The following is a 17,695-nucleotide window of genomic DNA, read 5'->3' on the forward strand; positions in this document are numbered from 1 at the left end:
CATTCATTGGTTTTTCTCATTCCGCAAGCAGCCCTACTCAACCAGGTCTTCCGATCTTGGTTGCATAGATGCCTGTTTGCGGATATTCCCACAAAATACTTGCGTAATGCAGTCGATATAGAGGTGATTCGGTTTGAAACAAAGAGTAGTAATTACCGGAATGGGTGTAATGACATCGCTCGGAAAAGATTTGGAAACGTTCTGGGGCAGTTTAATGGCAGGAAAGTCCGGAATCTCTCAGATTGAAGCGTTCGATGTGAGTGAATATACGACACAGATTGCAGCCGAAATCAAGGATTTCAACCCGGAAGAATACATGGATCGCAAAGATGCTCGTAAAATGGACCGTTTTGTTCAGTTCGCTGTGGCAGCTGGTTTCAAAGCTGTTGAAGACAGTGGTCTCAAAATCAACGAAAACATTGATGCAGAGCGCTTCGGTGTATCCATTGGATCAGGTATTGGTGGATTGGGTACTTGGGAAGACCAGCATAATGCATTGCTGCAAAAAGGTCCAAAACGCGTAAGCCCATTCTTCATTCCCATGATGATCTCCAACATGGCTTCAGGCCAAATGTCCATTTCTCTTGGTGCCAAAGGGCCTAACATTAACGTTGTTACCGCTTGTGCAACTGGTACACACTCCATCGGAGATTCCTTCAAGCTGATTGCCAATGGTGATGCAGATGCCATGATCTGTGGTGGTGCGGAAGCAACAATCAGACCAACAGGTCTTGCAGGGTTCTGTGCTATGCGCGCAATGTCTACACGTAATGATGATCCTGCGAAGTCAAGTCGTCCTTTTGATACGGGACGTGATGGTTTTGTTATGGGCGAAGGCGCTGGCGTTCTGATTCTGGAATCCCTGGAGCATGCTCAAAAACGTGGTGCACGTATCTATGGCGAAGTGATCGGTTACGGCCTGACTGGCGATGCACATCATATGACAGAACCAGATCCGGACGGAGCAGCACGTTGCATGAAGATGGCACTTCGCAATGCGGGCATTGAGCCTGAAGAAGTGGATTACATCAATGCACACGGAACTTCGACGCCTGTAGGCGACAGATCTGAAACGCTCGCGATCAAAAAGGCGTTTGGTGACCATGCGTACAAGCTCGCAGTGAGTTCCACTAAATCCATGACGGGCCACATGCTTGGCGCTGCTGGTGGTGTAGAAGCGGTTATCTGCGGATTGTCACTGACACATCAGACACTGGCTCCAACGATCAACCTGGAAAATCAAGATCCAGAATGTGATCTGGATTATGTACCAAATGTTCCACGTCAAACCAAAGTCAATATTGCCATGTCCAATTCATTTGGATTCGGCGGTCACAATGCCACCATTATTCTCAAAAAATTTGAAGCATAAGGGGCTAGTTCGTTTGAGTGAAGATCTGAAGCAGTTACAACACAAACTTCAAATCAAATTTGACAACAGGCAGCTTTTAAAACAAGCGTTTACCCATGCTTCTTATGTAAACGAACACCGGTTCAGTCAGCATCAGGACAACGAGCGTCTGGAGTTTCTGGGCGACGCCGTGCTGGAACTGACTGTATCGGAATACTTGTATCATTTGTATCCTAACCGTCCGGAAGGTGAATTAACTAAGCTGCGGGCATCCATTGTCTGTGAGCCTTCCCTCGTCAAATTTGCTGAAGCGTTGGGTTTTGGGCAGTATGTACTTCTTGGTAAAGGTGAGGAACTGACTGGAGGACGGACACGGCCGGCTCTGCTGGCGGATGTGTTTGAATCTTTCATTGGTGCATTGTATCTGGATCAAGGGCTTGCGCCTGTCCGGACATTTCTCGACCAGCATGTCTTTCCGTTAATTGTTCTGGGCAGCAAGCTGCAAATGAGCGATTATAAAACGGAACTGCAGGAACTCACTCAGCATCACAATATGGGAGCTTTGGAATACCGTATCGTTGAGGAACGGGGACCTGCCCATGAACGTGAGTTTGTCTCAGAGGTCCATATGGGTCAAGAACGGCTTGGCAGAGGTACAGGGCGTTCCAAAAAGGAAGCGGAACAACAGGCTGCATCTGCAGCACTTGATCGACTGAAGCTTCCGGAAGCCTGAGCTTAACCGATAGCGCATAGACAAACGAAGAGCAAAGAGCAGCCCGCGGGTCCGCCCCGGCGGAAGTAATCGGCCGGACTGCTTTTTGCTCTTTTTTTTGTAAAGAGGTTCAGGAGAAGGTGACCTGATCGTTAACTAAATAAGCGAACCTTTTTTTAGTTCATTTTATTTAGGCGCTTGAATGCAATACTTGAAATTTGCAATAGGAGGTGACGAGAAACCCTATGTTTTTAAAACGGATTGAATTGGGTGGATTCAAGTCATTCGCCGACAAAACGGAGATGGAATTCGTTCGTGGCATTACGGCTGTTGTAGGTCCGAACGGAAGTGGAAAGAGTAATATATCGGACGGGATTCGCTGGGTTTTGGGGGAACAAAGTGCCAAGTCGCTACGTGGTGGAAAGATGGAAGATATTATCTTTGCAGGCAGTGATGCACGGAAGGCCGTCAATTTCGGTGAAGTTTCGTTAACGCTTGATAACGAAGATCATGCACTTGCATTGGATTTTGGTGAAGTGACGGTGACTCGTCGTGTACATCGCAGCGGAGATAGTGAATATTTTATCAACAAACAATCTTGTCGTTTGAAGGATATAACGGAGTTGTTTATGGATACCGGCATTGGTAAAGAAGCCTACTCGATTATTGGACAGGGTCGGATCGAAGAGATTCTGAGTACCCGTTCAGAGGATCGCAGGGGCATCTTTGAAGAGGCTTCAGGTATTGTTAAATATAAATCCCGCAAGCGGGATGCTACGCGCAAACTGGATGAGACAGAACAGAATTTGCTGCGGATTCATGATCTCGTGACTGAGCTGGAAGATCAGATTGGTCCCTTAAAGGAACAATCGGAGAAAGCGATCCACTATAAGGAACTTCGTTCACAGCTCAAATCGCAGGAGATCTCGATGTATGTGTACCAGATCGAACAGATTCATGCGTCCTGGAGCAAGGCGAATGAGCGACTGCAATCGCTGAAGCAGGAAGAGGTTGGACTCGCAGCGATTGTATCTACGCATGATGCCAAGCTGGAAAATGATCGGAATGCACTGCGTATCCTGGAAACTGAGACAGAGCAACTGCAAGCCGCTTTATTGCAATTCAGTGAAGCGACAGAAAAAAGCGAAGGGCTTGGGGAATTGCTCAAGGAGCGCTCGCATCATCTGCAAACGAATCAGGAGCAGCTCAAAGTAACGCTTGCCGCCAGTGAAGAGAGACATCGCGAACGGGAAACCGAGTTGCTTGCACTGCGTGAGAAGTTTGGCAAACTTGAGCATGAACTGAATGATGTGAGAAATCAGCTGTCTCAGGAAGAAGCCAAACTCATCGGTGTCACAGGAGGCATTAGTCAACAGCAAGAGGAAAGCCTCAAAGGCAACTTGCTGGAACTAATGAATCAGATGGCTCAGACACGAAATGAAATTCGTTACGTGGACCAACAAAAAGAAACGTTGGAGCGCAGGATGAATCGCGCGGCTGAGGAATCGGGCAAATGGGAAGATCAGAAAGAGACACTGGAAAGTCGCAAAGCGGACATTGAGAAAAAAGTTGTTCGTTTGGGCAAAGAAATCAGTGATCTACGTGGTGGTTATATTACGGAAAGCGAACGACTCCAGTCGCTGCAGAAGCTGTTGGAAGAAAGTCGGGGCACAGTCCGTAAATGGGAACAGAAGCGTGAAGCTCAGGTCTCCCGCCGCGATACGATGAAAGAGATGCAGGATGATTTTGACGGATTCATGCTGGGTGTCAAAGAGGTTCTCAAGGCTTCACGCAAAGGCACATTAAACGGTGTTCATGGGGCTGTAGCTGAACTCGTCAAAGTTCCAGAGAAGATCGAACTTGCCGTAGAGACAGCGATGGGTGCATCCTTGCAGCATGTGGTCATGGAAAATGAATCAGTTTCCAGACAGGCGATCGCTTTTCTGAAGCAACGTCAATTGGGGCGTGCTACGTTCCTGCCTCTGGATGTCATTCGTCCACGTGCCATTGGGGCAGCTGAACGTTCCATGATCGAAGGCATGGAGGGCTTTGTAGGGATCGGTGCTGATCTTGTACAATTCGAATCCAAGTACGCTTCGATCATCGGCAGTTTGCTCGGGAACGTTATTATTGCCGAAACGTTAGAGGTCGCCAATAAAATTGCGGCTCGTTGTCAGTATCGGTTCCGGGTCGTGACACTTGAAGGCGACGTGGTCAATGCGGGTGGTTCCATGACGGGTGGTAGCCAGCATAAGAAAAATGTGAGTCTGCTCAGTCGGAAACGGCAGCTGGATCAGCTCGACCAGGATATTTTGGATACGGAAAATCAGATCGTCAAACTGCATCGCAGTGTGGATGATGTAAAAGTTCAACTGGAGCAGTGTCAGGACAAACTGGACGAGCTTCGTCAGTCTGGTGACGATACCCGAAATGCGGAACAACAGGCTTCGATGGAGATGAAGCAGGTAGAGCATGAGCTTCGCCACGTGCTGGAACAGGTTGCTGTTGCCGGACAGGAGAAGAGCGGATTTACCGAAGAGATTAAAGAGCTGGATACGGCTCGCATCGTTGCTGTGAAGAAGCTGGAGCAGCTTGAAGAGGAAGAAAAAGCGACTCATCGTGCCATTCATGCAGCTGAGTTTGCTCGTAAAGCGAATGAATCCGCGAAGGAAGAATTGCAGAGCCAGCTCACCGAATTGAAAGTACGGGAAGGCAAGCTCGATCAGGAGCGATTCTCCAATGGGGAACAATTGCGACGTCTGGAGCGGGAAGTGGAGTCGCTGGTAAAAGATCTTCGTCAGAATCGCACGTTGCTGGCTTCAATGGAAGCAGATCTTAAGAAAACACAGACTGAGAGTGTCAAACAGATTGAAGATCTGAACCAGTACAAGCTGAAAAAAACGGAGGCTTCCCAGGAGTTGGACTTCAAACGTGCTGCCCGAACTGAGTTATCGAAGAAGCTTGAACTGGCCGAGAGCGAAACGAAGGAACAGCGCACACAATTGAAAGCTGTGGAAGAGCAGATGCGACAAACAGAAATTTCCGTGAACCGGCTGGACGTTGAATTGGAAAATATACTGCGGAAGCTGACGGATGAATACGAACTGGGCTATGAACTGGCCAAAGAGCGTTATCCTGTGCCCGAAGATGTGGAACATACACAGGCAGAGGTACAGAAGCTGAAGCGCAGCATATCTGCTCTGGGTGATGTTAACCTGGGAGCGATTGAGGAGTTCCAGCGGGTTAATGAGCGTTATGAGTTCCTGAGTGAACAGAAGAATGACCTGGTGGAGGCTAAAACAACGTTGTATCAGGTTATTGGGGAAATGGAAGACGAGATGGCGAAGCGATTCAAGATCACGTTTGATGCGATCCGCCGTGAGTTCGGTACTGTGTTTTCCAAGCTGTTTGGCGGGGGGCGTGCTGACCTTGTTCTGATGGACCCGGAGCGCTTGCTCGACACGGGAATAGATATTGTGGCTCAGCCACCAGGCAAAAAACTGCAAAACCTACAGTTGTTATCCGGCGGGGAGCGGGCTTTGACCGCGATGGCTTTATTATTTGCTATTCTGCATGTCAAACCTGTACCATTCTGCGTACTGGATGAAGTTGAGGCAGCTTTGGACGAGGCCAACGTGGTACGTTTTGCCCAGTATTTACGTGAGTTTTCCGAACAAACCCAGTTCATCGTCGTTACCCATCGTAAAGGTACGATGGAAGAAGCAGATGTGCTGTACGGTGTTACCATGGAAGAGGGCGGAGTATCCAAGCTCGTTTCGGTTAAACTGGAAGATGAGGAAGCTGTAATTGCCTGATCTGAATCCAACCCGCAAGACAGTGAACTCATTGTAATCATGTAAATTTGATTTAGATTGAGCATCTTAGCAAAACGCTCAGATTATGTACACGATGGAGGGGCTTTATGAGTTTTTTTAAGAAGCTTAGAGACAGCATTGCAAGCAAAACGGAGTCGGTCACCAAACAGTTCAAGGATGGATTGGAAAAGACACGTAAAGGGCTTGTGGAAAAAGTGTCGGATCTCGTTATCCGCCGCAAAAAAATCGATGAAGAGTTCTATGAAGAATTGGAAGAGATTCTGATTGGAGCAGACGTTGGCGTCAATACCGTTATGAAGCTGATCGAAGATCTGCGTGTTGAGGTGAAGAAACGTAAAATTGAGGACGCGGCTGAACTGCAGCCTGTATTGTCTGAGAAACTGACGGATCTTCTTCGCGGTGAACAGAATAACGAACTGAAAATGAATCCGGATGGCATTACCGTTATTTTGTTCGTGGGCGTTAACGGTGTGGGTAAAACAACAACGATTGGCAAGCTGGCGCATCGCTTTAAACAACAAGGTAAAAAAGTCATTATGGCAGCTGGAGATACGTTCCGTGCCGGAGCCATCGAACAGCTGGAAGTATGGGGACAACGTGCTGGTGTCGACGTGATCAAGCAGCAATCCGGTTCTGATCCAGCGGCCGTTATGTATGATGCGGTGCAGGCAGCGAAGCAACGGGGCGCGGATGTTCTGCTCTGTGATACAGCAGGTCGTCTGCAAAATAAATCCAACCTGATGGACGAGCTTAACAAGATCTATCGTGTCATTCAGCGTGAAATTCCGGATGCTCCGCATGAAGTACTGATGGTACTGGATGCAACAACAGGCCAAAACGCTTTAAATCAGGCCAAACTTTTCGGTGAGAAAAGCGGTGTGACTGGTCTGGTACTGACGAAACTGGATGGTACAGCCAAAGGGGGAATCGTTGTTGCGATTCGTCAGGAGCTGGACTTGCCAGTGAAGCTCGTAGGACTGGGTGAGAAGATTGATGATCTGCAGCCGTTTGACTCGGAGCAATTCGTGCACGCCCTGTTCGCCGGATTGATCCAGGAACAGCCAGCTGAAGGTGCTGAAGAAGAGGAAGCTAATTCCTAGAACCATTAATAAATAGGATGAATTAATAGCGTTACATGTATTGCCAGTGATAGACGTGATAAGTGTCACGTGTAATGTCACTGGCAATACGTGTATAATGGAGGAATAAAGCAGGCAATGCTAAAGGGCTAGAAAGGACGGTTGAAATGGCCAATACCTATACCTATTCCCGCCGTGAAGAAGTCGCCAATGCGGTGACACATGGAATCGGCGCTGCACTCAGTGTAGCTGCACTGGTGATATTGATTGTATTTTCAAGTATGAAAGGCACGGCGTTACATGTGGTCAGTTTCACGATCTACGGGATCACCATGCTCCTGCTCTATACGAGCTCCACACTCGTGCATGCATGGAAAGATGGAAAAGTGAAAGATTTATTTGAGATTTTCGACCATTCTTCCATTTATTTATTTATAGCGGGATCATATACTCCGCTTTTGTTTATTGCTGTTCGCGGTACACTTGGATGGACCCTGTTCGGTATAATCTGGGGAATCGCATTATTCGGCGTGATCTTTAAGGCGTTTTTCACGAAAAAGTTCCTATTCATGTCCACCATTTTCTATATTGCGATGGGCTGGCTCATCGTTATTGCCTGGCAACCGCTTATGGCTGCCATTCCTACAGGTGGAATCGTGTTGCTGGTTGCTGGCGGACTAATGTATACATTGGGCACGCTTTTTTATATGTGGCGTGGATTTCCATACCACCACGCGATTTGGCATCTCTTTGTGCTAGCAGGCAGTATTCTTCATTTCTTTATGGTACTGCTGTACCTGACACCACTTCGCTAGATCATCTTAAACGAATGCATCTCCACTCGCTGAGACGCATTCGTTTTTCTTCTACATAGAGGTGGAACGTAGAGGTACAGATCGGGGGTTTATTGATGAAAAAGGGCAGAAATCGCCTGTTTAGTATCGAAATGGGACGTCATCAGAGCTGTTTTTATTGTGACAAGTATTTTTGCTTGACAACCTGATTTGTTTTAGGTATTATTAGGAACGTTGCAAGAGTGTAAAGTGTTTTTCCTTGACGAAGGGAGTGCCCCGATGTGAGTCAAGAAAACCGGCTTGAGAAGACAAACCGGATTAACTTGCTGTTTGCTTTTTATGAATTGTTACTTACTGAGAAACAGCAGACTTTTCTAAAGTATTACTTTCATGACGATTTTTCACTTGGTGAAATTGCAGCCGAGTTTGAGATCAGCCGCCAGGCGGTATACGAGCATATCAAGCGTGCCGAACAAGTGCTGGAAAATTACGAAAGCAAGTTGGGCTTGCTGGAAAAGCATGAACGGCGTAATCGCAATCTTGAAGAATTGCAAAATGCATTGGAACGCGCAGGCGTCTCCATTGATAACAACAAACAAATACACGATATCGTTGCCCAGCTTAGTGAATGAAAAGTTGGCTGAGTGGAACGTATCGGTCTTGAAAACAGTATTAAAGCTTAAGGAGGTGGGATCATGGCATTTGAAGGATTAACGACCCGATTACAGAATGTGTTCAGCAAGCTGCGCGGCAAAGGCAAGGTGTCTGATGAAGATGTAGCCGAGGCTATGCGCGAGGTACGTCTGGCATTGCTCGAAGCGGATGTAAACTTCAAAGTGGTCAAGGAATTCATCGCCAAGGTGAAAGAGAAGGCTGTCGGCAAAGAAGTGATGGAGAGCTTCACGCCAGGAATGGTCATCATCGACATCGTTAACAAGGAACTCACGGATTTGATGGGTGGAAGCCAGGCGAAACTGGCTAAAGCGAACAAACCGCCAACGGTGCTCATGATGGTTGGTTTGCAGGGTGCTGGTAAAACAACCACATCCGGTAAACTGGCTAAAATGCTGCAAAAGCAAAACAGCAGACCATTGCTTGTTGCAGGCGATATTTATCGTCCGGCAGCGATCAAACAGTTGCAAGTACTTGGCGAGCAGATCAAAGCGCCGGTATTCACACTGGGAGATCAGACAAGCCCTGTGGAGATCGCACGTCAAGGTCTTCAGCATGCCAAAGATAACGGTAATGACTATGTCATTATCGATACGGCTGGACGTCTGCATGTCGATGAAGAGCTGATGGAAGAGCTTCGCCAGATTCACAGCGTAGTGAATCCGGATGAAGTGTTGCTTGTCGTAGACAGCATGACAGGTCAGGATGCGGTTAACGTAGCAGAACACTTTAACCAGCAACTTAACCTGACCGGGGTTGTCCTGACTAAGCTGGATGGCGATACACGTGGTGGTGCGGCGCTTTCTGTCAAAGCAGTTACGGGTTGTCCAATCAAGTTTGCTTCTCTTGGAGAGAAACTTGACGCTTTGGAGCCATTCCATCCAGAACGTATGGCTTCACGGATTCTCGGTATGGGTGATATGTTATCTTTGATTGAGAAAGCACAATTAAACATTGATACCGATAAAGCCAAGGAAATGGAACGGAAGATGCGTAATGCAGAATTCACGTTTGAAGATTTCCTGGAGCAGATGGATCAGGTTAAAAAGCTGGGACCAATCGACCAGATCATGGATATGATCCCCGGCATGGGCAAGATGAAACAAGCTAAGGACCTGAAGGTTGATGATAAACAGATGGGCCGGATCGAAGCGATCGTCTACTCTATGACGACGGAAGAGAAACGTAACCCTGATATGATCAACCATAGTCGCCGGAAGCGTATTGCTACGGGTAGCGGAACATCTCTGGCCGAAGTAAATCGTCTGATCAAGCAGTTTGATGAGATGCGCCGCATGATGAAACAGTTCTCAGATATGATGGGACCTAAAGGCGGTAAAAATAAAGCTATGAAGCAGCTTAAAGGTATGGGTAAAGGAATGAAGTTTCCTTTCCGTTGATTTAAGCAAAGCTAAATCATATACAGATTTCATTGAAGGAGGTGAATTTTCAAATGGCAGTTCGTATTCGTCTGAAACGTATGGGTGCTCACAAAGCTCCTTTCTACCGCGTAGTGGTATCGGATTCCCGTTCCCCACGTGACGGTCGTTTTATCGAGGAGATCGGTTACTACAACCCGGTTGAACAACCGGCTGTTGTTAAGATCGATGAAGATAAAGCATTGGCATGGCTTCAAAACGGTGCACAAGCATCTGACACTGTCCGCAACTTGCTTAGCAAAGCGGGCGTGATGAAGAAGTTCCACGAGTCTAAATTATCTAAATAAAGTGCTGATTCGGAGGGTCATCTATGGAAGAATTAGTAAGCATAATTGCTAAGGCTTTAGTCGATCATCCGGAAGATGTGACGGTTCGGACGGTTGAGAAAGACCGGCTTGTCGTTTATGAGTTAACCGTTCATCCTGACGATGTCGGGAAGGTAATTGGTAAACAAGGGCGAATCGCAAAATCTCTTCGCACGGTCGTCACATCAGCAGCAGTTAAGATGGATAAACGGGTTACCGTTGATATCATATCTTAAAGATATACGAAAGGGGGTTAGGATGCATGTCCTAGCCCCTTTTCGTGCATGCTGAACTTAATAGGTTGGATTAGATATTGAATTAAAATATTTTTGGGTATGAGTGACTTCGGAGCAGTGCAGGGGACGGGATCGATTCTGGAGAAGCGTAGTAAGTTCGAAAAATGAGGGGGTAACAGCGATCGAAAGAACGAACCGTCGCCGGAACGACCGAACGAGAGTCGAAGTATCTGTTTAGTTTGATTTAATTTCGTAGGAGGAACGTATGGCAGAGTTTATGAATGTAGGTAAAATCGTCAATACGCATGGAATTCGCGGCGAGGTAAGAATCATGCCTTTAACTGATTTCCCGGAAGTGCGTTTCGCGAAAAATGCAGAGCTGTTTTTCTTTACACCTGATAATCATCCCGTCATGGTTAACGTGGAATCGGCACGTTTGCATAAGAATATGTATATTCTTCGTCTCAAAGAGTATGACAATATTAATGAGGTAGAGAAGTTTAAAGGCGGCATGGCCAAAGTGTTAAAAGAGAACTTGGCTGAGCTGGAGGAAGGTGAATACTACTTCCATCAAATCGTTGGGTGTTCGGTCATCACCGAAGAGGGTGAAACGCTCGGAACCATCTCTGAAATTTTGACTCCTGGTGCCAATGATGTGTGGGTTGTTAAAACGCCAGCAGGCAAAGAAGTATTAATTCCGGTTATTGATGATGTAGTGCTTGATGTGGACATCGAACAGCAGCAAGTGAAGATTCACCTGATGGAAGGGCTGCTGTAACATGAAAGTGGATGTATTAACACTATTCCCGGAAATGTTTGACGGTGTGTTCGGAGCAAGCATTCTGGGAAAAGCCCAAACGAAGGGTCTGGTATCCCTCGGTGCAACCAACTTCCGTAATTATGCGACCAATAAACACAACACGGTCGATGATGCTCCATACGGCGGAGGCGGAGGCATGGTGCTGAAACCAGATCCGATCTTTGCTGCTGTTGAAGATGTGCTGGAGCAACGCGGAGAAGCCGCGGCAACCATGAAACCTCCACGTGTCATTCTAATGTGTCCGCAAGGTGAGACGTTTACACAGAAAAAGGCAGAAGAACTTGTACAGGAAGATCATCTGATTTTTATATGTGGGCATTATGAAGGTTACGATGAGCGAATTCGCGAATTTCTCGTGACGGATGAACTATCTATTGGTGATTACGTACTCACTGGTGGGGAGTTGCCTGCTATGGTTGCGATCGACAGCATCGTACGTCTTATCCCCGGAGTGCTTGGCAATGAGACAAGTGCCGTGACGGATTCCTTCAGTACTGGACTTCTGGAATACCCACACTACACACGTCCACCCGAATTTAGGGGCATGAAAGTACCGGATATGTTGCTGTCAGGACATCATCTGAACATTGAGGCTTGGCGCAGAGAGCAGTCTTTGCTTCGTACGTTAGAGCGTAGACCGGAGATGTTGGAAGCGGCGGACTTGACGGACAAAGAGCGAATTTGGTTAAAAAAGATACGCTCAAACCGTGAAAATAGTACAGAGTAAGAATATGTATCGTTGAACACGTAAATATATCTTTTTAGAGAGTTCGAAAAAGCCAACCTGGATACCAAAGGTTGGCTTTTTTTGTGTGTTTTGTAAAGAAAGCTGGATATTCATTGGGTTATTCTATAAAATGGAGATATATTTTAAAACTAAGTTTCACTAAATGAAACTAAAAGTGGTGTATGAATGACTTACAATATTATTGGTCTTGATCATATTCAGCTCGCAGCACCAGAAGGTTGTGAAGCGGAGGCGCGTCATTTTTTCAATAAAGTGTTGGGCTGGACGGAGATTCCTAAACCAGAAGCCCTAAGAAAACGGGGTGGTGTATGGTTTGAGTGTGGCAGACACCAAGTTCATATTGGTGTACAAAAAGATTTTATTCCCGCTACAAAAGCTCATCCGGCATTTCATGTACAACATTTGGATCATTTACGTGATCATCTGAATCATAACCATATTCATATTGTTGAGGACGAAGCAAGGATAGATGAATGTGTAAGGCGTTTCTATATAAATGATCCGTTTGGCAATCGTCTTGAGTTTCTAGAATGGCTGTAAATCATACGTTTAAATTGTTTATTATTGATGTAGACACTTTTTTGCAGCTTTGAATATTTTTGCATGAGTTCAGCATAGGGTTGTAAAAAGCAGGGGTTTTCTTTATGTTGAACTCAGCTGTAATGAAATGTTAACGATACGCTGAGGAGGAAGATGATGAGCAATCAGCCTTATGAAATCGCCAGAGTTGATATTACCGAAGCCGGAGAACGGTGCAAAATGCTTTTGGGAGATCTGAATGGGGACGGCAGACTTGAGATGTTGCTGGTGCAAGCAGATGGGGGCATAGACGATCGGTATGTCCCGCATCAGGTATGCTGCTTGACTGCGTTTGATCTGGAAGGGACATTACTATGGCAGGTGGGAACTCCTGATCCGAACGCAGGAGGTCCGGGCTCAGACTATCCCGCTCAGATCGCAGATTGGGATGGTGACGGCCATAATGAAGTATTGTGTGTCATGGACAAACAATTTCTCGTGTTGGATGGCGGGACCGGTGAGATTAAAGAAACACATGAACTGCCAGGTGATGAAGCACATGACTGCATTATACTCGCCAACCTGACTGGTAATCAGCAAAAAATGGACATTATACTGAAAGACCGCTATAAGACGTTATGGGCATTGGACCATGATTTCAATTTATTATGGAAGCATGAAGGGAATCCTGGGCATTTTCCATGGGTATACGATATCGATGGAGATGGGAAGGATGAAGTGATGGCTGGATATGACATGCTGGATCATGATGGGACGCTGTTATGGTCTTGTCAGAATCTTGATGACCATGCCGACTGTATATGGTTTGGCGACGTTGATGGTGATGGGGAAGTGGAGGTTGTGATCGGTGGCAGTGTCACGGTCATGATGGACCGCTACGGTAATGAGAAATGGCGTTATGAAGATTCGATTGAATCACAGCATATTGCGCTGGGCTATTTTTGTACTGGAATGGAAGGTTTACAGATCGCAGGGTTGGACCGAATTATTCGGGGTGACGAGAATGGTAAGGATGGAATGTTCATGCTGGATAACGCAGGGAGAGAAATATGGAAAGAAAATCGTATGACTCGTGGATGGTTAACGATTATAGAGCCTGTAAGTAACTGGGATGAGAGTGGGCTCGATTATATTTTGGCCTATCGCCGAGGTGGAGATGTATTGCCTTCTTTGGTAGATGGAGATATGAAAACGGTTACTGAATTCCCGAAAGATGGATATGCGGTGCATGCAGACCTGATCCAAACTGGGCTAGAACAGATCATCATCTATGACGCACAGGATGCGGTAATTTACTCCAGTTCTCCAATGAAATTATCACTTACCGATGCAAAAAGAGCCAAGCCACAGCTCAAAAGGCTGTATAGCTTGACTCTCTATCCGGGCGGGGAAGTTTAAAGTCCAGTATTCACTGGTTATTCTCCGATGCAGGCGGCCCGTTCTGCGGACTGGATTCGGATTGAAGCAAGGCTGCCAGGTCAGCACCTGTTGTAACCGTCAAACGAGGTAGCTTCATGGGATGATCTCCTGGATGCACAAATCCGGACTTTACGGTAAAAGCCATGCGATATCCATGTTGCTGTAACTTGTAGATCATCTGTGTACTGGTATAACCAAAAGGATAGGCCAAATAAGGTGTGTCTATTCCGGTTTCCTTCATTTGCTGGATATCATTATCCAGAAGACTGGTGTCCAGACCGACAGGTACGCTGTTCCCACAGCGCATAAATCCCTTGTGATGCAGGTTATAGGTATGGCTGTTAAATTCAAAGACGTCGGTTGCCGCCTGCATCTCTGGTTTGGAGATGAAACTGTTGATGGCGGGATCAAATGCCGAAGGTTTATCCTGAATTTTACTGCCTATAACAAACAGGGAGGCATGAAAATTATATTTCTGAAGCACGGGGTAAGCTAATGTATAATTGTTCTGGTATCCGTCATCAAAGGTAATTACAATTGATTTCTGTGGTAGGGATATCTTCCCGTTAACATATTGCTCAAGCTGATCCAGTGTAATCGTCGTGTAACCTGCATCATGCAAGTATTTCATATTTTGCTCGAAATCCTCCAGATTAATGATGGATTTATTACCTGTCTCGTGATTGTTAAGCTTGGGCTCTATGTAATGATACATCAGTACGGGAACTTCTGTAGCTGTACCTTGTTCAACCTTGAATGTAGAACGATCCAGCGCAGATTGGCTAGAAAAGTCAGAATGTGACAGCTGGAATGCTTTGCGTTTGACTATATCCCAGGATGTACAGGCTTTGTGTGACATGGCATTCGTTGGATGAGTTACAGCATATGCATATAGTGTAATTGAGCATGTGAGCATGGTGAGTACGACAAGCGTGATTTTTTTCCAATATGTCATAAGTCTTATGGTTCTCCTTTTAAAGTGGTCAATACGTTATATCATAGACGATATTTCTTAACGGGAGGTTACAGTATTTTTTCCAGTATCAGGTTGACTTGTAGAAGAGAGCGTTAAGTTAGTTCAGATCGTAATGAGTTTTAGTATTGCTGATTGAACAATAGGCACTTTGTTTAATTTCTCTTGTGTTTTGATATGCTGCGTGATACAATAAATCTGTTATGTGGAATACGGCGGTCCTCTATGGATAATGAAGGAGACAAGGTGATCTCTGGAAGAAGTATGAACGCCTGTACGGAAGGAGGGAGTCATAGATGAATATCGTTCAAGCGATTACACAAGAACAACTTCGTAAGGATATTCCGAGTTTTCGTCCTGGTGACACTTTGAAAGTGCACGTTAAGGTAATCGAGGGAACTCGTGAGCGTATCCAATTGTTCGAAGGTGTTGTGATTAAACGCCGTGGTGGTGGAATCAGTGAGACTTTTACAGTTCGTAAAATTTCTTACGGTGTAGGTGTGGAAAGAGCTTTCCCGCTTCATTCCCCAAAAATCGATAGAATCGAAGTGGCTCGCCGTGGTAAAGTGCGTCGTGCGAAGCTTTATTATCTTCGTGAACTACGCGGTAAAGCAGCGAGAATTAAAGAAATTCGTTAATATAACGGATACCGGGAAGGGCTTGGAGACAAGCCCTTTTCGTTTTTGTCCGGGAAAAGTTGAACCGGAGGTACACTTCCGAGTAAAATGGTATGGCAACACATGCGGCGAATAGTCCGGGAGGCTTGTGAAATCAGTTATTGAAGTGCGTGTTCAAAAGACCGGTTTCAGTACCGACTTTTTGAACAACCTCTTGAAGGCATTTGAATTGTGGATTAAATGTACTGTAATGCTTGGTGTAAGATTACATAACTGATGTGAATATTTTGTATCCATCCATTGAGTTATTGGAACGATACAGAATGCTGGATGTGTGTACTGCTATAAACATGTACTGTGAAGAGAGGAAGATCTTGAATGGAACAAGAAGTTCAACAGGACCGGGGCAATCCTGCCGAAGAGAAAGACAGCCGATCCAAAAAAGCTAAAAATGAGATTGTTGAATGGCTTAAAGCCATCGTCATCGCATTAGTTCTCGTCATTCTGATTCGGTGGTTGCTCTTCAAACCATTTGTTGTGGACGGACCGTCCATGCAGCCGAACTTTGAAACGGGTGAACGTGTGATCGTCAACGAAATCCTATATGATATCAGAGAACCGAAGCGCGGTGAAGTTATCGTCTTCCACGTACCATCCGAAGGTCGGGATTTCATCAAACGTGTTATTGCGGTAGAAGGTGATACGGTTGAGGTGCAGGATGATACCGTGATGGTTAACGGCAAGAAAGTCGATGAAACGTATATTCAAGGAGCCATTGATGCAGCGGAAGCGAATGGTGGAACATATAACGTGAAGGATTTCCCGAATGAGCAGTTCCCTGATGGCAAAGTGCCGGCAGGTCATGTGTTTGTCATGGGGGACAATCGTCCAAATAGTACCGACAGCCGTATGATTGGTTATGTTTCGTTAAAAGATATTATTGGTCGTGCAGATGTGATTTTCTGGCCGATCGGTGAAATTAAGTGGATTAACCATTAAAATCGAAGTAAATAATGAGGTGAAGACAAGTTGACGATACAATGGTTTCCAGGTCATATGACTCGAGCCAGACGCCAGATTCAGGATAAGTTAAAGCTCATCGACGTGGTCATCGAACTGTTGGATGCCCGTCTGCCTGTCTCCAGCCGTAATCCGATGATTGACGAAATATTGCTGGGTAAACCCCGGATGATTTTGTTGAACAAATCGGATTTGGCAGATGCCAAAGTGACGCAAGAATGGATTGAATATTTCAAAAAAGAAGGAATTACTGCTTTTCCTGTAGATGCTTCGACAGGCACTAATGTTAAAGACATTCCGGTACAGGCGAAGCTTCTTCTTAAAGAAAAAATTGACCGTCAAATTGCCAAAGGGATTAATCCTCGTGCGGTTCGCGGGTTGATTGTGGGGATTCCCAATGTCGGTAAATCCACGCTGATTAACCGACTGGCTGGACGGAGTATTGCGTTAACAGGAGATCGTCCTGGTGTGACGAAGGGGCAACAGTGGATCAAGGTAGGCAAAGAAATGGAGCTATTGGATACTCCGGGTATCCTTTGGCCCAAGTTCGAAGATCAGAATGTAGGTTACCGTCTTGCCGTAACAGGTGCGATCAAAGAGGAAATCTTGAATGCTGAGGATATTGCCTTTTTTGGAATCAGTTACTTGATGCGTTACTACTGGGACGCCCTGGAAGAGAGATACGGACTTCAGGAGTTCTCCAAAGATGCAGATGATTCAGACAGTGTTATTGCGATTATGGAACAAGTCGGCCGTATACGCGGTTGTGTTGTAAGCGGTGGGCGCATTGATCTGGAAAAGGCATCGCGGGCATTTCTGCGAGAGCTGCGAGCAGGTAAAATGGGACGTTTCTCTATGGAAGCCCCCTACTAAAAATGGACTCTACACGATGAAGATTCTATCTTCATCTGTTCATTTCCTATAAACAAGTGCCGAAAGAAGCGGCCGTTACCGGATTACCGGGAACGGTCGTTTTCGCGTTCAAAACGATAAAAATGGAAGAGGATTGAAGAACAGTACGCTTAATGGAATTGGCTGACCTATATATCAGGTGCGTCAAAATCGTGCTATGATGAATGGTGGTGCAATTTAGATTAGACAAGGTCTGATATATTCAATTTAAACCATTAAATA

General features: G+C 45.9%; 17 protein-coding genes. 16 read left to right on the forward strand and 1 reads right to left on the reverse strand.

What is annotated here, in order from left to right; genetic code table 11:
* Window positions 1-133 precede the first annotated feature (133 nt).
* The 13 genes from fabF (at window position 134) to M1D71_RS10305 (ending at window position 13,930) form a co-directional block, all read left to right on the forward strand.
* A complete protein-coding gene (fabF, locus tag M1D71_RS10245; protein WP_145318998.1) occupies window positions 134-1,372 on the forward strand; it encodes a beta-ketoacyl-ACP synthase II in 1,239 nt (412 codons plus the stop codon).
* Window positions 1,373-1,385: 13 nt separating this feature from the next.
* Window positions 1,386-2,084, forward strand: coding sequence for a ribonuclease III (gene rnc, locus M1D71_RS10250; RefSeq protein ID WP_145318996.1), 699 nt, complete (start codon window positions 1,386-1,388; stop codon window positions 2,082-2,084).
* 224 nt (window positions 2,085-2,308) lie between these two features.
* Entirely contained in the window at window positions 2,309-5,878 is a 3,570-nt protein-coding gene (gene smc / locus M1D71_RS10255; protein WP_458126353.1) for a chromosome segregation protein SMC, read from the forward strand.
* A gap of 107 nt (window positions 5,879-5,985) precedes the next feature.
* Window positions 5,986-6,999, forward strand: coding sequence for a signal recognition particle-docking protein FtsY (gene ftsY / locus M1D71_RS10260; RefSeq protein ID WP_458126354.1), 1,014 nt, complete (start codon window positions 5,986-5,988; stop codon window positions 6,997-6,999).
* A gap of 146 nt (window positions 7,000-7,145) precedes the next feature.
* Window positions 7,146-7,793 (forward strand): PAQR family membrane homeostasis protein TrhA, encoded by a 648-nt coding sequence (gene trhA, locus M1D71_RS10265; protein WP_458126355.1) that lies wholly within the window; start codon window positions 7,146-7,148, stop codon window positions 7,791-7,793.
* Window positions 7,794-8,053: 260 nt separating this feature from the next.
* Window positions 8,054-8,404: a putative DNA-binding protein gene (locus tag M1D71_RS10270; protein WP_458126356.1), complete on the forward strand. Its 351-nt coding sequence runs from the start codon at window positions 8,054-8,056 to the stop codon at window positions 8,402-8,404.
* A gap of 63 nt (window positions 8,405-8,467) precedes the next feature.
* Entirely contained in the window at window positions 8,468-9,844 is a 1,377-nt protein-coding gene (gene ffh / locus M1D71_RS10275; protein WP_062833767.1) for a signal recognition particle protein, read from the forward strand.
* Between the two features lie 53 nt (window positions 9,845-9,897).
* A complete protein-coding gene (gene rpsP, locus M1D71_RS10280) occupies window positions 9,898-10,170 on the forward strand; it encodes a 30S ribosomal protein S16 (RefSeq protein ID WP_017689219.1) in 273 nt (90 codons plus the stop codon).
* A 23-nt stretch (window positions 10,171-10,193) separates the two neighbouring features.
* Window positions 10,194-10,424 (forward strand): KH domain-containing protein, encoded by a 231-nt coding sequence (locus M1D71_RS10285; RefSeq protein ID WP_017689218.1) that lies wholly within the window; start codon window positions 10,194-10,196, stop codon window positions 10,422-10,424.
* A 265-nt stretch (window positions 10,425-10,689) separates the two neighbouring features.
* Window positions 10,690-11,202 carry a ribosome maturation factor RimM gene (rimM, locus tag M1D71_RS10290; RefSeq protein WP_458126357.1) on the forward strand — a complete coding sequence of 171 codons (513 nt, stop codon included), beginning with the start codon at window positions 10,690-10,692 and terminating at the stop codon, window positions 11,200-11,202.
* 1 nt (window position 11,203) lies between these two features.
* On the forward strand, window positions 11,204-11,971 hold the full coding sequence (trmD, locus tag M1D71_RS10295) for a tRNA (guanosine(37)-N1)-methyltransferase TrmD (protein ID WP_458126358.1): 768 nt from the start codon (window positions 11,204-11,206) through the stop codon (window positions 11,969-11,971).
* Window positions 11,972-12,157: 186 nt separating this feature from the next.
* Window positions 12,158-12,532, forward strand: coding sequence for a VOC family protein (locus M1D71_RS10300; RefSeq protein WP_458126359.1), 375 nt, complete (start codon window positions 12,158-12,160; stop codon window positions 12,530-12,532).
* A gap of 156 nt (window positions 12,533-12,688) precedes the next feature.
* Window positions 12,689-13,930 carry a hypothetical protein gene (locus tag M1D71_RS10305; RefSeq protein WP_458126360.1) on the forward strand — a complete coding sequence of 414 codons (1,242 nt, stop codon included), beginning with the start codon at window positions 12,689-12,691 and terminating at the stop codon, window positions 13,928-13,930.
* A 10-nt stretch (window positions 13,931-13,940) separates the two neighbouring features.
* On the opposite strand, the gene M1D71_RS10310 is transcribed toward M1D71_RS10305, so the two are convergent.
* Complete coding sequence (locus M1D71_RS10310) at window positions 13,941-14,906, reverse strand: polysaccharide deacetylase family protein (protein WP_458126361.1); 966 nt, start codon at window positions 14,904-14,906, stop codon at window positions 13,941-13,943.
* A gap of 314 nt (window positions 14,907-15,220) precedes the next feature.
* Here M1D71_RS10310 and rplS point away from each other — a divergent pair, with 314 nt between their 5' ends.
* From rplS to ylqF, 3 genes are all read left to right on the forward strand, one after another.
* On the forward strand, window positions 15,221-15,562 hold the full coding sequence (gene rplS, locus M1D71_RS10315) for a 50S ribosomal protein L19 (RefSeq protein WP_024630190.1): 342 nt from the start codon (window positions 15,221-15,223) through the stop codon (window positions 15,560-15,562).
* 357 nt (window positions 15,563-15,919) lie between these two features.
* Entirely contained in the window at window positions 15,920-16,540 is a 621-nt protein-coding gene (gene lepB / locus M1D71_RS10320) for a signal peptidase I (RefSeq protein WP_336765000.1), read from the forward strand.
* Window positions 16,541-16,570: 30 nt separating this feature from the next.
* A complete protein-coding gene (gene ylqF / locus M1D71_RS10325; RefSeq protein ID WP_458126362.1) occupies window positions 16,571-17,434 on the forward strand; it encodes a ribosome biogenesis GTPase YlqF in 864 nt (287 codons plus the stop codon).
* Window positions 17,435-17,695: the final 261 nt, after the last annotated feature.

Source organism: Paenibacillus sp. Z3-2, assembly GCF_054161325.1.

Excerpts from the sequence above, each read along its gene's own strand:
- smc (WP_458126353.1), top strand. The coding sequence starts at position 2,309 with ATGTTTTTAAAACGGATTGAATTGGGTGGATTCAAGTCATTCGCCGAC.
- ftsY (WP_458126354.1), top strand. The coding sequence starts at position 5,986 with ATGAGTTTTTTTAAGAAGCTTAGAGACAGCATTGCAAGCAAAACGGAG.
- trhA (WP_458126355.1), top strand. The coding sequence starts at position 7,146 with ATGGCCAATACCTATACCTATTCCCGCCGTGAAGAAGTCGCCAATGCG.
- ffh (WP_062833767.1), top strand. The coding sequence starts at position 8,468 with ATGGCATTTGAAGGATTAACGACCCGATTACAGAATGTGTTCAGCAAG.
- rpsP (WP_017689219.1), top strand. The coding sequence starts at position 9,898 with ATGGCAGTTCGTATTCGTCTGAAACGTATGGGTGCTCACAAAGCTCCT.
- M1D71_RS10285 (WP_017689218.1), top strand. The coding sequence starts at position 10,194 with ATGGAAGAATTAGTAAGCATAATTGCTAAGGCTTTAGTCGATCATCCG.
- rimM (WP_458126357.1), top strand. The coding sequence starts at position 10,690 with ATGGCAGAGTTTATGAATGTAGGTAAAATCGTCAATACGCATGGAATT.
- trmD (WP_458126358.1), top strand. The coding sequence starts at position 11,204 with ATGAAAGTGGATGTATTAACACTATTCCCGGAAATGTTTGACGGTGTG.
- M1D71_RS10300 (WP_458126359.1), top strand. The coding sequence starts at position 12,158 with ATGACTTACAATATTATTGGTCTTGATCATATTCAGCTCGCAGCACCA.
- M1D71_RS10305 (WP_458126360.1), top strand. The coding sequence starts at position 12,689 with ATGAGCAATCAGCCTTATGAAATCGCCAGAGTTGATATTACCGAAGCC.
- M1D71_RS10310 (WP_458126361.1), bottom strand. The coding sequence starts at position 14,906 with ATGACATATTGGAAAAAAATCACGCTTGTCGTACTCACCATGCTCACA.
- rplS (WP_024630190.1), top strand. The coding sequence starts at position 15,221 with ATGAATATCGTTCAAGCGATTACACAAGAACAACTTCGTAAGGATATT.
- lepB (WP_336765000.1), top strand. The coding sequence starts at position 15,920 with ATGGAACAAGAAGTTCAACAGGACCGGGGCAATCCTGCCGAAGAGAAA.